Here is a 14,609-nt window from a genome sequence, read left to right as displayed (position 1 = left end):
TAATAATAACTTTAATGTACTAATTAATATCTATAAAAACAACCTTCTACATGTTGTGTAGAAGGTTGTTGCTATTAAATAATGCGCTATATTGAATCAAACTAAAATCTTCTCTTCATTTGATTTTTTCTCTTTGTGAACAATAATTTTATGATTGTCTGATTTTTTAAGCTGGCGTTTCTTCATAATACCCCATAGCGGAACTGCAATAAATACAGATGAGAATACACCCGTAATTAAGCCGATTAATAACGCTAATGAGAAGTTGAAGATACTTGGTGCCCCAAAAATCAATAATGCAATGACTACAATAACTACAGTGAGAACTGTATTTATTGAACGCGTCATTGTTTGACGAATAGATCTATTAACGATGTCATCAATTTGTTCATTTTTAGTTATAACTCTTACTTTGTGTAAGTTTTCTCGCACCCTATCAAACGTAACAATAGTGTCATTGATAGAGTAACCAATAATTGTAAGTACAGCTGCAATAAATGTAATATCAATTTCTAATCTAAACAAACTGAATACAGCTACAATCATAAATGCATCATGTAGCAATGCAAGGACAGATGAAAGGCCCATTCGCCATTCAAATCTAAATGTAATATAAATAATGATACCAATTGCTGCATATATCAGTGCGAACATTGCATTTTTCGCTAATTCTTGGCCTATTACTGGTGAAACTGTATTAACAGTTGGTTTATTACCAAATGATTGATCTACTGTATCTTGTATTTTAGAAACTTCATCTTTAGATAAATCGTGCTTAAATTGTACAGTAGCATTCTTGCCATTTTCACCTAAGGAAACTTGATCAGGTTTAAACCCTTTATCCTCTAGTGTTTGTGTAACCTTATTTTCATCAACTTTATTGTTAGATTCAAAATCAACGCGTGTACCACTTGTAAAATCAATACCTAAATTTAATTTGAAAATAAATAATATAATTGCACCAATGATTATAATAAGCACACTTAAGCTTAATAATGGTCTAGCTAATTTCATAAAGTCAATACGTTCATACGGTGTTTTCAAATCATGTATTTCTTTTTCTTCGTTCGCATGATGAATGTTTTTCTTACTTACACCAAATAACCAATTGGACTTTTTAAAGAAATTAGATGATATAAGTAACGATAGTAACCATCTTGACAGGAATACTGCCGTAACGAAAATCATTAGGATACCTAATAGTAACATCGTTGCGAAACCTTTGACTGAACTTTCACCAAAGAAGAATAATACTGCTGCTGCGATAACTGTTGTTAACTGAGCATCGACAATAGTTAGGAAAGAACTCTTATTCGCTTTTTTATATGCTTGTTTAAGCGTTCGACCAATTTTTAATTCATCTTTTATCCGTTCATACATTATGATATTGGCATCGACCGCCATACCTACCCCAAGAACTAATGCCGCTAGACCAGGAAGTGTTAAAACACCTGAAATAAAATTAAACGCGACTAACGTTAAATAAATATAAGTAGTTAAGGCAATTACTGCAACTAAACCAGGTAAACGATAGAAACCTAACATAAACAGATAAATCACAGCAATACCTATTGCAGCTGCTAACACAGTTTTATCTAATGCATCTTGACCAAATTGTGCGCCAACAGAATTAGAGTATATTTCATTAAGGTCCACTGGTAGTGAACCAGAATTTAGTAAATCAGCAATTTGTTTTGCTTTTTCTACACCTTCCTCACCATTAAATCCACCTGATATTTCAACACTATCAGAATTAATTGGTTTATCTACAGAGGCTGCTGAAACGTATTTAGGATCTTTTTTATTCATTTCTTTATGGTAAGTATCACCTTTTTCATGATCTAACCATACTACCATAACATTTTCATCTTTTTTAGAAATTTCTTCTGTTACTTTTTTAAATTTGTCACTATCTTTTAATTTAAATGTAACGGCTGGTTGATTCGTGTTCTGTTTGAATTCTTGTTTAGCAGAACCTTGTTGAATATCTTTACCAGTCAATTTGATATTATCGTCTGCATCACGAATTGTTAAATTTGCTTGTGACGATAAGATATCCCGTGCTTGAGATTGATTTTTTACACCTGCTAGTTGCACACGAATTCTGTTTTTATCTTCAACTTGAATTTTAGGTTCTGAAACCCCTAAGACATTGACTCGATTTTCAAGCGTTTTAGCCGTAGCTTTAACCGCTTTATCGTCTATCTTATCATCTTTTTGTAATGGATCTACTTGATACAAGACTTCAAATCCACCTTGTAGGTCCAATCCAAGGTTAACGTCTTTAACTACGCTCTTATATGTAAGTCCCATGCCTGCAAACAGCAGAACTACTAGTAATATGAACGCAACTATTCTACTACTTTTCTTCACTTGAACACCTCATTATAAGCTTATGTTTTAAGAATACTCGATTAAAACGAATTAATGCAAGTTTAATGAAACTATAAAAATTTACTAAACGACCTTATATATCTTAACATATTACATCGAGTGTAAAAACTAACTCACCTAAAATAATATCGTGAATTCAATTGTAAGCGTTAAAAATTCAATCATACATAAAAAATATGCTGTTTTGAGTAATCAACTATAATTAATTAACTTATAACATTAAATGAAGTATATACTTCATTTTGTCTTTCATGTCATTCAAAAATAACGTCATTATAGCGCTCTATAAACATGAATACTAAATAAGAAGAAATATTGATTACCTTAACGAATCAACCTATAAAAAAAGAACTGATACTTGTATATCAGTTCTCACACTTATTTATGAAGGATCAACTTGTTTAATAGCTGGTTTTTCTAGAGTTATTTCTGTACCGTTACCATTTAAAGTTAATACAACTGTAGTTTCATCCACACTACGTACCGTACCTTTGATACCGCCAATAGTTGTAACGCGTTGTCCAGAGCTTACTTGGCTAATCATTTCACGATGCTCTTTAGCCTTTTTCTGTTGTGGTCTAATTAAGAAGAACCACATTAATACTAATAATAATATCGGTAATATCAATGAAGTAAATTGCATGATTTTATTTCTCCCTTTTTAAAAGTTTTTTGGGTTTTCCACATTAAGTCCATACTGTTCAAAGAATGTTTCTTTAAAATCTAGAAGTCGATCTTCACGAATTGCTTGTCGGATATTTTCCATTAATTTTAGCAAGAAATGTAAATTATGATAAGTAGTAAGACGAATCCCAAAAGTTTCTTCTGCTTTTATTAAATGTCTTATGTAAGCTCTACTATAATTTTTACAAGTATAGCAATCACAGTTATCATCAAGTGGTCCTAAATCATCCGCATATTTAGCATTTTTAATGATTACACGGCCATGAGATGTCATACAAGTACCATTACGTGCAATCCGTGTTGGTAATACGCAATCAAACATATCCATACCTCTAATGCTACATTCAATTAGTGCATCAGGCGAACCTACCCCCATTAAATAACGCGGCTTGTCTTTAGGCATGAATTGTTCCGTATGATGTACCATGTCATACATAACTGGTTTAGGTTCACCTACAGATAACCCGCCAATCGCGTATCCAGGAAAATCTAAAGCTACTAACTCCTCAGCGCTTTGCTTTCTTAGATCTTTATATTCTCCACCTTGAATAATACCAAACAAGGCTTGATCCTCTGGTCTCTCATGTGCTTTAAGACAACGTGCTGCCCATCTTGTTGTTCTTTCAATCGAGTCTTTAACATATTTATATTCAGCAGGCATAGGTGGACATTCGTCGAAAGCCATCATAATATCTGAACCTAAATCATTTTGAATCTGCATAGATTTTTCAGGACTCAAAAATAGTTTCGATCCATTTGTGTGGTGACGAAACTCTACACCTTCTTCAGTAATCTTTCTCAAATTACTTAAACTAAATACTTGGAAACCACCAGAATCAGTCAGTATAGGACCATTCCAGTTCATAAACTGATGTAATCCCCCACTCTTTCTGATGATATCATTTCCGGGTTGTAACCACAAATGATATGTATTGCCTAATATAATCTTAGTTTCCATTTGGTGTAATTCTTCCGGACTCATTGTTTTTACAGTTGCTTTTGTTCCAACGGGCATGAACATTGGCGTTTCAAATGATCCATGTGGTGTGTGAACAATACCTAATCTTGCACCTGATTGTTTACAAGTTTTAATATGCTCATATGTAACAGCTGGCATATAAAATCTCCTTTCATTCCCTAAATAATTAACATTGCATCTCCAAAGCTAAAAAATCTATATTCTGATCCTACTGCTTGATTGTACGCATTTATGACATAGTCTCTAGTACTAAAAGCAGAAACAAGCATTACAAGTGTTGATTTTGGTAAATGGAAATTAGTAATGAGTCCATCAATTGCTTTAAATTCAAATCCTGGAAAGATAAAAATATCTGTCCAACCACTTTTAGCAACAAATCTATCATGTGACTCCATAATTGTTTCTAATGTTCTAGTAGATGTCGTACCAACAGAAATGACTCGCTTGCCATTTGCCTTTGTGTGATTCAATAATTCTGCTGTTGCCTCATCCATTTGGTAATATTCGCTATGCATTTCATGGTCATCAATATTTTCTACACTTACAGGTCTAAACGTACCCAAACCAACATGTAATGTAATAAATGCAATATTTACACCTTTTGCTCTAATGCGCTCCAATAATCCATCTGTAAAATGTAAGCCCGCTGTTGGCGCAGCTGCAGAACCAGTCTCTTTAGCATACACAGTTTGATAACGATTTTGATCATCTAAACGTTCTTTGATGTAAGGTGGCAACGGCATTTCACCAAGTTCATCCAATCGTTCCTGAAGAATACCTTCATAATGTAAACGCATGATACGTCCACCTTGATCTAATGTTTCAATACACTCTGCTACTATTTTACCTTCTCCAAACGTCAATTTGTTACCAACTTTAACTCTCTTCGCTGGTTTTAATAAAACTTCCCAATCATCACCTTCGATTTGAGTAAGCATTAACATTTCTACTTTGGCACCCGTTTCTTCTTTCATTCCAAATAACCGGGCAGGCATGACTCTCGTATCATTCAGTACAAGTGTATCACCACTTTTAAGATAATCAACGACATCTTTAAAAAGTTTATGTTCAATATTTCCAGATTGTCTGCCAAGAATTAGCAATCTACTTTCATCTCTGTTTTTCAGAGGTGTTTGCGCAATTAATGATTCAGGCAAATGATAATCAAATGCTTCAATATTCAAACTTATTCCCTCTTTCCATTGTTCTTGCTAAAATGCTCAAATGCATATGGTGTTGCTTTTCTACCTCTTGGTGTCCGTTCTATAAAGCCTTTTTGTATTAAAAAAGGTTCATAAACATCCTCAATCGTTATGCGTTCTTCACCAATTGAAACTGCTATAGTATCTAGACCAACTGGACCGCCTTTGTATTGTTCTAAAATACAGTTCATCATTTTATGATCAATATAATCTAAACCTTCATCGTCAACTTGTAGTAATTGCAATGATGCTTTTGTCGTTCCAATACTTATTAATTCATCCTCATTAACTTGTTGGAAATCACGTACGCGTTTCAACAGCCTATTAGCAACTCTAGGTGTTCCACGACTCCGTTTCGCTAATTCTATAGCACTTTCATCATCGATGGATGTGCCTAAAACTTCTGCTGTACGCACAATAATTTCTTTCAATTCATGCTCTTTATAATATTCTAGTCTTAAATGTACGCCAAATCTATCTCTTAAGGGTGCAGTTAAACTACCAGCACGTGTTGTCGCGCCTATCAAAGTGAACGGAGGTAAATCGATACGTATGCTACGCGCTTCTTCACCTTTACCTATTACAATATCTAAAAAGAAATCTTCCATTGCTGGATACAAGACTTCTTCAACAACACTGCTCAATCTATGAATCTCATCAATAAATAGAACGTCGCCAGGTTGTAAGCTTGACAGGATTGCAGCCAAATCACCTGGTCTCTCGATTGATGGACCCGAAATTGTTCGAATATTCACTTCCATTTCATTGGCGATAATATTCGATAATGTCGTTTTCCCTAGACCAGGGGGGCCAAATAACAGAACATGATCTAACGGTTCTTGTCGAATTTTAGCTGCTTTTATAAACACTTCTAAATTTGATTTAATCGCAGATTGTCCAATATACTGACGTAATTTTGTCGGTCTCAAAGATAATTCAAATGAAGATTCCTCGTCATGCATAGATTGATCAACCATTCTATCATCCATTCTTATCCCCCCTTGTTAAATACTGTTTTATATTCACGATATAAGAAGTTGTAAGCCACGTTTAACTGTATCATCAACAGAATCGAATGTTTCTTTACTAAGTGTTTTCTCAACTTTGGTTAATTCGCGCTTTGAATAGCCTAAGGCTTCAAGAGCTAGGAGTGCTTCTTTTATAATTGGACCATTATCTTGATGATTTAAGCCTAAATTTAAAATTTGGTCATTACCCATTTCATTAATTTGCACTTTCCCTTTAAGGTCCAAGACAATTTGTCTTGCAGTTTTTTTACCGATGCCAGGGAATTTAGTTAAATAAGCATCGTTTTCATTTTCAATAGCTATTTTAACATCATTTGGTGAACTACTCGCCAGAATTGCTAGTGCTGACTTGGGTCCAATTCCTGTTACTTTAATTAAACTCAAAAACATATCTTTTTCTTCTTGATTTATAAACCCATATAGTAATTGCGCGTCTTCTCTAACTATGAGTGAAGTATGTACAATAACTTCGTGATCCATATGTTTCTGAAAACGATAAGAATTCGGGGTTTGAATTTCGTAGCCAACACCAGATGCTTCAACCACCAAGTGCGTAGGGTTTAATTCAGTTAATGTTCCTTTAATATATGCGTACACGGATACACTTCCTTATATAGTCATACTAATTAATTCAACTTTAGAAACATGGTCAATCACTCTCAATGCTTCCATTACATCATCAATTTCTAAATCGGTACTTGTTGCATCTAACGACAAAGTTATTGTTGCTCTATCCTCCATGGGAATACTTTGATGAATCGTTAACACAGATAAATTTAAATTAGATAATGTATTGAAGACTTCTGCTAACATGCCAACAATATCATTCACATATAAAATCAATGTAAATTCTCTCGTTGATTCAATCTTTTCATCTATTGGAAAGATAGTATCTCTGTATTTATAAAATGCACTTCTTGATAAATCAAATTGCTTAACAGCTTCAAATATGGACAAGGATGGATCATTTTTTAAGACTTCTTTTATCTTTAAAGTTTTTACAACTGATTCAGGTAATACATCCTCACGAATTAAGTAAAACTTTTTATAATCTTTTTTGTCCATATTTTTCACTCCTATTCAACAAATTCAAATTCTCCACCTAAAATTCTAACGATATCGCCATTTCTACAACCACGTGCTCTCAATGCATCATCTATACCCATTGAGCGCATTTGACGTGCGAAACGACGAACAGCTGGATCACTGTTAAAGTCAGTCATCTTGAACATTCTTTCAATGGCTTTACCGCTAACAACATATGCAGCGTCATCATCTCTTGTAATAGTAAATTTATCTTGACTAGGCGTATGTTTATACACTACTCTGTTCACACCTAAATCTTCTTCCTCATCTTTACTAAAATCAATATCTTTCACTTCTTCTAATTTGTCAGCTATGGCATATAAAAGGCTATCTATATGATCATGCATAAATGTAGAAAGTGGTATTACTAGAATTGAATCATCATTTAAATTTTCTTTAAATAACTTTAAATTATCCTCTGAATTAGGCATATCCATCTTATTCGCTACAATAATTTGTGGCCTTTCTTCTAAGCGGTGTGCATATGCACTGAGCTCTTCATTAATAACTTTGTAATCTTCGTATGGATTACGACCCTCTGATCCACTCATATCAATCATATGTACGATTACTTTTGTTCGTTCAACATGTTTTAAAAATTGATGTCCTAATCCTACTCCTTCAGAAGCACCTTCAATTAAGCCAGGCAAATCTGCCATTACAAAACTTCTTTGGTCCTTTGTAGATACTACACCTAAGTTAGGTTTAATTGTTGTAAAGTGGTATGCACCAATTTTCGGTTTAGCTTTAGATACTATAGATAATAACGTTGACTTCCCTACACTTGGAAAGCCTACAAGTCCAACATCTGCAAGTAATTTTAACTCCAATGTCACATCTATTTCTTCACCTGGTTCACCATTTTCACTAAAATCAGGGGCAGGGTTCCTTGGTGAAGCAAAACGTGAGTTTCCGCGTCCACCGCGACCGCCTTTAGCAACAACAGCGCGCTGTCCATCTTCAACTAAATCGGCTAATACTTCCTCAGTATCTGCACGTTTAATAATCGTGCCAGGTGGTACTTTTAAGACAAGATGCTCAGCATTTTTACCATGCATATTACTACTCTGTCCACCATCTCCTCGTTTAGCTTTGAAATGCGTTTGGTATCTAAAATCTAATAAAGTTCTTAATCCTTCATCAACTTCAAATATAATAGATGCACCATCACCGCCATCACCGCCAGCTGGTCCACCAAATGGAACATATTTTTCTCTGCGGTAAGCAGTTATACCGTTACCACCATCACCTGCTTTAAGTGATATTTTAACTTGATCGACAAACATGATTTCACCTCTTTTTTTCAATTTTTAAACTTTCATATCTTGTTTATTATAGCATTATCTCGTTAACTAGAAAATAAAGACAAAAAATAAACACCAGAAGTGATCACTTCTGGTGTTAACAATGACAAAAATTACTCAGCTGCTGCATAAACAGAAACTTGTTTTTTGTCGCGACCTTTGCGCTCAAATTTAACAACGCCGTCGATTTTAGCGAATAATGTATCGTCGCCACCACGACCTACATTTTCACCAGGATAAATTTTAGTACCGCGTTGACGGAATAAAATAGAACCGCCTGTTACGTATTGACCATCAGCACGTTTAGCTCCTAAACGTTTTGATTCTGAGTCACGCCCGTTTTTTGTAGAACCAAGTCCTTTTTTAGATGAGAAAAATTGTAAGTTTAATTTTAACATTATGATTGCACCTCACTTATAATTTAGTCTAATATTTTCTTTATATTCTTCTTCAATCGTTTGCAATGATACTAACATTGCTTGAAGAATTAATTGCGCTTTTTCATTTGTAGTGTCTACACTTCTAACGTGGAAATGTCCACCGTCATCATTGTAATCAATGTCGGGTTTCTCACTTGTTAATCCCATTATAGCATTAACACTTCCGAAAAGAACTGCGGATGCACCTGCACAAACTACATCATGTCCATACTCGCCATGTTCTGCATGGCCATCCATGATAACATCAGTTACTTGACCGGCATCGTTCAATGTAACATCAACAGTAATCATAATTATGCGTTGATTTTGTCGATTGTTAATTTTGTATAAGGTTGACGATGACCTTTTTTACGTTTTGAGTCTTTACGACGTTTGTAAGTGAATACAGTAATTTTTTTACCGCGTCCTTGTTTTTTAACAGTAGCAGTAACAGTAGCACCTTCAACTGTTGGCGCACCAACTTTAACTGCGTCTCCACCTACAAATAATACTTTGTCAAAAGTGAAAGAATCGCCTTCGTTAACATCTAATTTCTCTACGAATATTTCTTGGCCTTCTTCAACTTTAACTTGTTTTCCACCTGTTTCAATAATAGCAAACATACTTTGCACCTCCTAATAATTTAAGTCACGCCAAATTCAGGTGACATACATGTACTTTAACCTGAATCCGAGCGGTTGTATGTAGCTAAAAACTACTCAACTACTGCATTTTAGCATTACGATTTCTTACTGTCAATCTTCATTTGTACTTTTCTAAAGAATTTCGTAATAATTGGGTACAGTAATATTAACAATATAAAATTCAATATAAATGTAGGTAATAACCTGAAAATTATAAAATCGAGGAAATCAAACGAAATTAATCCCAATATGCTATATATAACAGCGATGTATATTTCTAATAATAAAGTAATTAACAATACCGCGAGAAATAGCATTGCACTATCTCTATAAAATACTTTAAAGAAAAAATCCATAATTACAACAAATAAAATGTAACCAAATAAATACAAACCATAAAAACTACCATAATATAAATCTGTGGCCAGGCCCAATACTGTAGCTAAAACCATTGCTACACCAAAACTTCTGTATACACATATCAACATTAAATACATAAGTGTCAAATGTGGGACAAAAATGATGCTCTTATCCCCTATCTGCATTGGGATGACTAAACCAATCGCAGTATCAATATAAAATAAAACAATACCGATAAGAAAATAGTATAACGCACGCATTAATTATCCCCACTTTCGTTATCAGGTATCGACTTAGGATCTCTTTTAGCTACATATACATGATTTAAGTCAGATAAGTTGGCTGCTGTTCTAACTCTAACTTCTTTCGATAAGCCATATTCATCATTTTCAACTTTAGAAACTTCTCCTATGTATATACTGCTAGGTAGTTGATCTGCTAATCCGCTCGTAACAACTTTATCTCCTTTTTTAATACTATCTTTGTTGTTAATATCGGTAATTACTAATTCTTCATTTTTAGAATCATAATGGTCAATTAATCCAAAGACATTTTTACTATCATGTTGAATATTTACTGATAAGCGATTTGCACGTGTATTTGTAGAAATAAGGTCAACTTGTGATGAAAACTGATTGACTTTAGAAATTCGGCCAACTAAACCTTCTGAAGTCATGACAGCCATGTTATTTTGAATACCATCTTTTGAACCTTGGTTTATTACTAACGTGTTCATCCACTGGTCAGGATTTCTAGATAATACAGTGCTAGAGATAGGCTCGAATTGAGAAATGTCTTCAATATCCAATTCTTTTTTATACTTCTTATTTTCAACTTCTAATCGTTCATTTTCAGCTTCTAATTTCTTCACCTTTTTCGATTGTTCTGTTGAACCATCATTTGAAAATAGATTGTTAATTGATCCTGTCACAAACTGAACAGGATAACTAATTGCTTTTTGTCCAAAAGCCACTGAATCCCCTACATATTGCTCCACTGGTGACTGTGATTGTGAGCGTAAGGATACACCAATTAAGGCGATAAACACAATGATTGCACATAACATAACAATCAATTTGTTGTTTTTAAAAAACTTTGACAACCTAAACACCTCTATTACCCGACTATTTTATGTTCTTTTATCATTTTATATTACTAGTAGTTTGAAATAAAGCGCGAACCTTAATAATTTATAAATTAGTTCTTTTCAATACACGTAGATTAAATATACAATGAAAAAACATATTACTTCTTACATTAATTTATAATAACAATCCTATGTATTATAGCAATTTTTAATGTCATTCGTGTATTAAAATGATCTATTTCACAAGAATAAAGTTATTCAATAACTATTATCTTTAAATGACATTTGTTTTTATGTAACTCATCTTTCATTATAGTTCTCACTGAACTTAAAATAAACAATTACCATCGTCTGATAATGAAATTACCTCATATAACTTTATGAACATGGTACCTAATTGACATAATAATCGCTAATTGCTGACGCAAAATAATCATACAACTACTTAACCAAAATGCGTTCACAAAAAAAGACTGAAACATTTATGTTCCAGTCTCTCATATTTATTAAAGGTATACTATTTTTTTTCTTCTTCTGAATTATCTGTATTAGCAGCTTTTTGTTCTTCTTTTTCATCTTCTTTATATAACGTTTCTTCTTTCCGCCAACGTGCAAAAAGATTCTGTGCTTTAGCTTGCTCATCCACTTTTTTATCATTAGACTGTTCACTCATAATTAGACACCAACCTTTAACGTTTTTACTTATTTAAGGCTAACGCATTTTGGCTTAGAATTCAAACCTCTTACTCGTAACTTGAAGGCGGTAGAAGCTCAATATGTTCACCAAGTTGATTTAAATCTTGCTCCATCTCTATTTCAGTTCTATAAACTCTAATTGAATCAGAACCAAATTTATAAATAATAAATTCATCCCCACGCTGTCCAGCTAAATAGTTATCACTATAACCCATTCTAGTTATACCTGAGACAGACATAAATTCCTTTTTATCTATCCAATTAAAAACATTTTTTGTTTGGCTCAGAGGCACATTGTTCAAAATATCGTTATCTTCAACTGTATAACGCTGTCCTCCAGCCAAATCTTCTTTTGTTTGCGTATGATTAACAGAAGGTTCATCGTTACTTACTGGGTTCCATTGTTGGTCTTTTAAAAATGGTGCATATTTGAGCGCGAAGAATACAATAAACACTATTGCTATAATTGCTATAATATTTTTAATGACACTAAATATAAAACGCATGAACCATCCTCCTATTAAGTCATATTAAATTATAATATTATGTCTATGAAAAAACATCAGTCTGTAGCAGTATTTAAAATTCCACTATAGACTGATGCACAATTATTCATTTCATAGTAAAATTGGAAACAAAGGGAGTGAACATAGAATGAGTATTTTATCTATAATCCTGCTTGCCCTCTTGGTCATATTATTATTTAGAGTAGGCTTATCTATATTAAGATTTTTAATATATGTTGGAATTATTGTATTATGTATCTACTTAGGATATCAAGGAATCCTTTGGCTAATGGATTATTTTAATTATTATTTCAACTTCATAAATTAAAATTTAGCGCTTAATGACTAGGTCATTGAGCGCATTATTTTTTCACATTATTAGAAAGTATTTGATAAATATAGTAACAGCCACTTAGTAATAATGCCCACACAACTGCTACAATTATTGCACTAATCATAGTACCCCATATCGGTATATTTGTATGGTTCAATAGTATAAAAATAATCGTAGTTACTACTACACTAATTATAGATATGCCAACTGTGTTTCTAGTATATTTTACATTAATAGCTTCTTTCTTTTTTGTCAATTGCATTAAGTATACAACTGGTATCAATAAACCAATTAAAAGTATAGTACCCAAATGATCAACCTCCCTAATCAACTATTTGATTATACCTCATCTTACAAATTACAGAAAGTCAAATTATATATCAAAGTAACCTTCCTCAACCATACTTAAATACGTGTGATCACCTATAATTATATGGTCTAATAGTTGTATGCCTAAAATGTCACCACATTCTCGTAATCTATCCGTCGTTTTCACATCTTCTTTTGAAGGTGTTGTATCACCTGAGGGATGATTATGAAGCACGATAATCGCGTTACTTGCACATTTAACTGCTTCACAAAAAATTTCGCGTGGGTGCACAATTGAACTATTCAGTGTTCCGATAAAAATCGTTTTTTGTTTAATAATTACATTCTTTGAATTTAAAAACAAAGCTATAAATTTTTCTTGTGTCAAATGTTCCATTTTACCCATCATAAACTCCGCGACATCTTTCGGGCTATTGATTTGAATTTTATCGTCTATACTTCCAGAATGCATTCGTTCACCTAATTCAAATGCCGCTTTTAAAATAAGCGCTTTATATAGTCCTACACCTTTAATCTTTTTTAAATCATTTATAGATAAGTTTTTTAACTCTTTTAAATTTACAATGGATTTTAACAATTCATTCGCAATATCTAAACTAGAGCAACCCTTTCTCCCAGTGTTTATTAATATTGCCAATAATTCAGCATGAGATAGATGTGAAGCGCCATAATTTAACATGCGCTCTCTAGGTTTTTGATAATTTGCAAGATCATTTATTTTCATATAAATATTCCTCCATAGTAAGTGTATTGTTGTAATATATTTATGAGGTTATAAGCTAAAAAAATAAAAGGAATAAGTGGGACAATTTGTTTTGAATTTTTAAAGCATGTTAATTGTAATAGTGCATAACCACCACCAATGATGAAAGTGAATAAAAAGAGATAACTAAAAATTATAAAAGGTAACGCTAAAGAAAGTATTGAAAAAAGTAGAATATCGCCGTAGCCAATTGCTTTGTTGGAAAACCAATAAATTAAATGAAGTAAACTACTGATAGTAAAAAACGATATAAAATGCATTGGTACTAAAATACAAATACAAATCGTAAAGATAAATAAAAGATGGATTGGTATACTTAATGTAGCTAAATCATAAAGTGCAAAAACAAGTAAAAATAAATAAATGAGTAAAAACGAGGTGAAATCTATGGTTAACATTGGTGTGTATTGAAGCGCGAAGAATGCAGGAAAAATAGCGAGGATTTCACCAACTAAATAACAATAACTTAGTTTACGATGACAACATTTCGTTTTGCCTTTTTGTAATAAAAAGCTTAAAACGGGAACCATTTCCTTGAATTTAAGACGTTGATAGCAATAATCACAACGAGATTGTAATTTAAAATAAGTTAAATTTAGATTATTTACAAAACTTAACTGATATAAAAAACTAAATAGGATAGGACAAATTAATAATAGTTGAAACACAAATGCACCTCCTATTTTCAATCATACCACATTAAATGCTACTTAATAATAAATTTAACAACTTTAAAAAATATTATAACAAAATAATATTTTAATTGATATTTGGTGCATTTATTATCCAATGT

General features: G+C 32.7%; 19 protein-coding genes and 1 other annotated feature. Of the genes, 1 reads left to right on the top strand and 18 read right to left on the bottom strand.

All coding sequences use genetic code 11. The annotated features are described in order from the left end of the window. Positions 1–96: 96 nt before the first annotated feature. The 15 genes from secDF to BTJ66_RS01345 form a co-directional block, all read right to left on the bottom strand. A complete protein-coding gene (gene secDF / locus BTJ66_RS01410; RefSeq protein ID WP_099089213.1) occupies positions 97–2,373 on the bottom strand; it encodes a protein translocase subunit SecDF in 2,277 nt (758 codons plus the stop codon). 403 nt (positions 2,374–2,776) lie between these two features. After that, positions 2,777–3,037, bottom strand: coding sequence for a preprotein translocase subunit YajC (yajC, locus tag BTJ66_RS01405; protein WP_011302951.1), 261 nt, complete (start codon positions 3,035–3,037; stop codon positions 2,777–2,779). An 18-nt stretch (positions 3,038–3,055) separates the two neighbouring features. After that, entirely contained in the window at positions 3,056–4,195 is a 1,140-nt protein-coding gene (gene tgt, locus BTJ66_RS01400) for a tRNA guanosine(34) transglycosylase Tgt (RefSeq protein WP_099089212.1), read from the bottom strand. A gap of 20 nt (positions 4,196–4,215) precedes the next feature. Then, positions 4,216–5,241 carry a tRNA preQ1(34) S-adenosylmethionine ribosyltransferase-isomerase QueA gene (gene queA / locus BTJ66_RS01395; protein ID WP_099089211.1) on the bottom strand — a complete coding sequence of 342 codons (1,026 nt, stop codon included), beginning with the start codon at positions 5,239–5,241 and terminating at the stop codon, positions 4,216–4,218. 2 nt (positions 5,242–5,243) lie between these two features. After that, positions 5,244–6,248: a Holliday junction branch migration DNA helicase RuvB gene (ruvB, locus tag BTJ66_RS01390; RefSeq protein ID WP_099089210.1), complete on the bottom strand. Its 1,005-nt coding sequence runs from the start codon at positions 6,246–6,248 to the stop codon at positions 5,244–5,246. 33 nt (positions 6,249–6,281) lie between these two features. Next, on the bottom strand, positions 6,282–6,884 hold the full coding sequence (gene ruvA, locus BTJ66_RS01385; protein WP_099089209.1) for a Holliday junction branch migration protein RuvA: 603 nt from the start codon (positions 6,882–6,884) through the stop codon (positions 6,282–6,284). Positions 6,885–6,896: 12 nt separating this feature from the next. Then, entirely contained in the window at positions 6,897–7,352 is a 456-nt protein-coding gene (locus BTJ66_RS01380) for an ACT domain-containing protein (RefSeq protein WP_099089208.1), read from the bottom strand. Between the two features lie 11 nt (positions 7,353–7,363). Beyond that, positions 7,364–8,659 (bottom strand): GTPase ObgE, encoded by a 1,296-nt coding sequence (obgE, locus tag BTJ66_RS01375; protein ID WP_099089207.1) that lies wholly within the window; start codon positions 8,657–8,659, stop codon positions 7,364–7,366. Between the two features lie 131 nt (positions 8,660–8,790). Beyond that, a complete protein-coding gene (gene rpmA / locus BTJ66_RS01370; protein WP_002483091.1) occupies positions 8,791–9,075 on the bottom strand; it encodes a 50S ribosomal protein L27 in 285 nt (94 codons plus the stop codon). A gap of 12 nt (positions 9,076–9,087) precedes the next feature. Beyond that, positions 9,088–9,408, bottom strand: a complete 321-nt coding sequence (locus tag BTJ66_RS01365; protein WP_099089206.1) for a ribosomal-processing cysteine protease Prp — start codon at positions 9,406–9,408, stop codon at positions 9,088–9,090. A 2-nt stretch (positions 9,409–9,410) separates the two neighbouring features. Beyond that, the gene (rplU, locus tag BTJ66_RS01360) at positions 9,411–9,719 is read right to left on the bottom strand and encodes a 50S ribosomal protein L21 (protein ID WP_099089205.1); all 309 of its coding nucleotides are present in this window, start codon (positions 9,717–9,719) and stop codon (positions 9,411–9,413) included. 13 nt (positions 9,720–9,732) lie between these two features. After that, positions 9,733–9,806, bottom strand: a sequence feature (ribosomal protein L21 leader region). Positions 9,807–9,835: 29 nt separating this feature from the next. Continuing rightward, positions 9,836–10,360 carry a rod shape-determining protein MreD gene (gene mreD / locus BTJ66_RS01355; RefSeq protein ID WP_099089204.1) on the bottom strand — a complete coding sequence of 175 codons (525 nt, stop codon included), beginning with the start codon at positions 10,358–10,360 and terminating at the stop codon, positions 9,836–9,838. Continuing rightward, positions 10,360–11,202 (bottom strand): rod shape-determining protein MreC, encoded by an 843-nt coding sequence (gene mreC / locus BTJ66_RS01350; RefSeq protein WP_099089203.1) that lies wholly within the window; start codon positions 11,200–11,202, stop codon positions 10,360–10,362. Before mreC ends, mreD begins: the two co-directional genes overlap by 1 nt. A 502-nt stretch (positions 11,203–11,704) precedes the next feature. Continuing rightward, on the bottom strand, positions 11,705–11,860 hold the full coding sequence (locus BTJ66_RS13605) for a hypothetical protein (protein WP_167380370.1): 156 nt from the start codon (positions 11,858–11,860) through the stop codon (positions 11,705–11,707). Positions 11,861–11,930: 70 nt separating this feature from the next. Then, entirely contained in the window at positions 11,931–12,389 is a 459-nt protein-coding gene (locus tag BTJ66_RS01345; protein ID WP_099089202.1) for a DUF4930 family protein, read from the bottom strand. A gap of 148 nt (positions 12,390–12,537) precedes the next feature. Between BTJ66_RS01345 and BTJ66_RS01340 the strand changes: the two genes are divergently transcribed. Continuing rightward, on the top strand, positions 12,538–12,717 hold the full coding sequence (locus tag BTJ66_RS01340) for a hypothetical protein (RefSeq protein ID WP_099089201.1): 180 nt from the start codon (positions 12,538–12,540) through the stop codon (positions 12,715–12,717). Positions 12,718–12,751: 34 nt separating this feature from the next. Here BTJ66_RS01340 and BTJ66_RS01335 read toward each other — a convergent pair whose 3' ends face one another. The 3 genes from BTJ66_RS01335 to BTJ66_RS01325 form a co-directional block, all read right to left on the bottom strand. Beyond that, complete coding sequence (locus tag BTJ66_RS01335) at positions 12,752–13,033, bottom strand: hypothetical protein (protein WP_099089200.1); 282 nt, start codon at positions 13,031–13,033, stop codon at positions 12,752–12,754. A 63-nt stretch (positions 13,034–13,096) separates the two neighbouring features. Then, positions 13,097–13,777 (bottom strand): RadC family protein, encoded by a 681-nt coding sequence (radC, locus tag BTJ66_RS01330; protein ID WP_099089199.1) that lies wholly within the window; start codon positions 13,775–13,777, stop codon positions 13,097–13,099. Further along, positions 13,774–14,484, bottom strand: coding sequence for a prepilin peptidase (locus BTJ66_RS01325; protein ID WP_099089198.1), 711 nt, complete (start codon positions 14,482–14,484; stop codon positions 13,774–13,776). Before BTJ66_RS01325 ends, radC begins: the two co-directional genes overlap by 4 nt. Between the last annotated feature and the right edge of the window lie 125 nt (positions 14,485–14,609).

The organism is Staphylococcus edaphicus, from assembly GCF_002614725.1.
GTDB lineage: Bacteria > Bacillota > Bacilli > Staphylococcales > Staphylococcaceae > Staphylococcus > Staphylococcus edaphicus.
The sequence above is the reverse complement of the archived record's forward strand: the minus strand, read 5'-3'. Positions and strand labels throughout refer to the sequence as shown.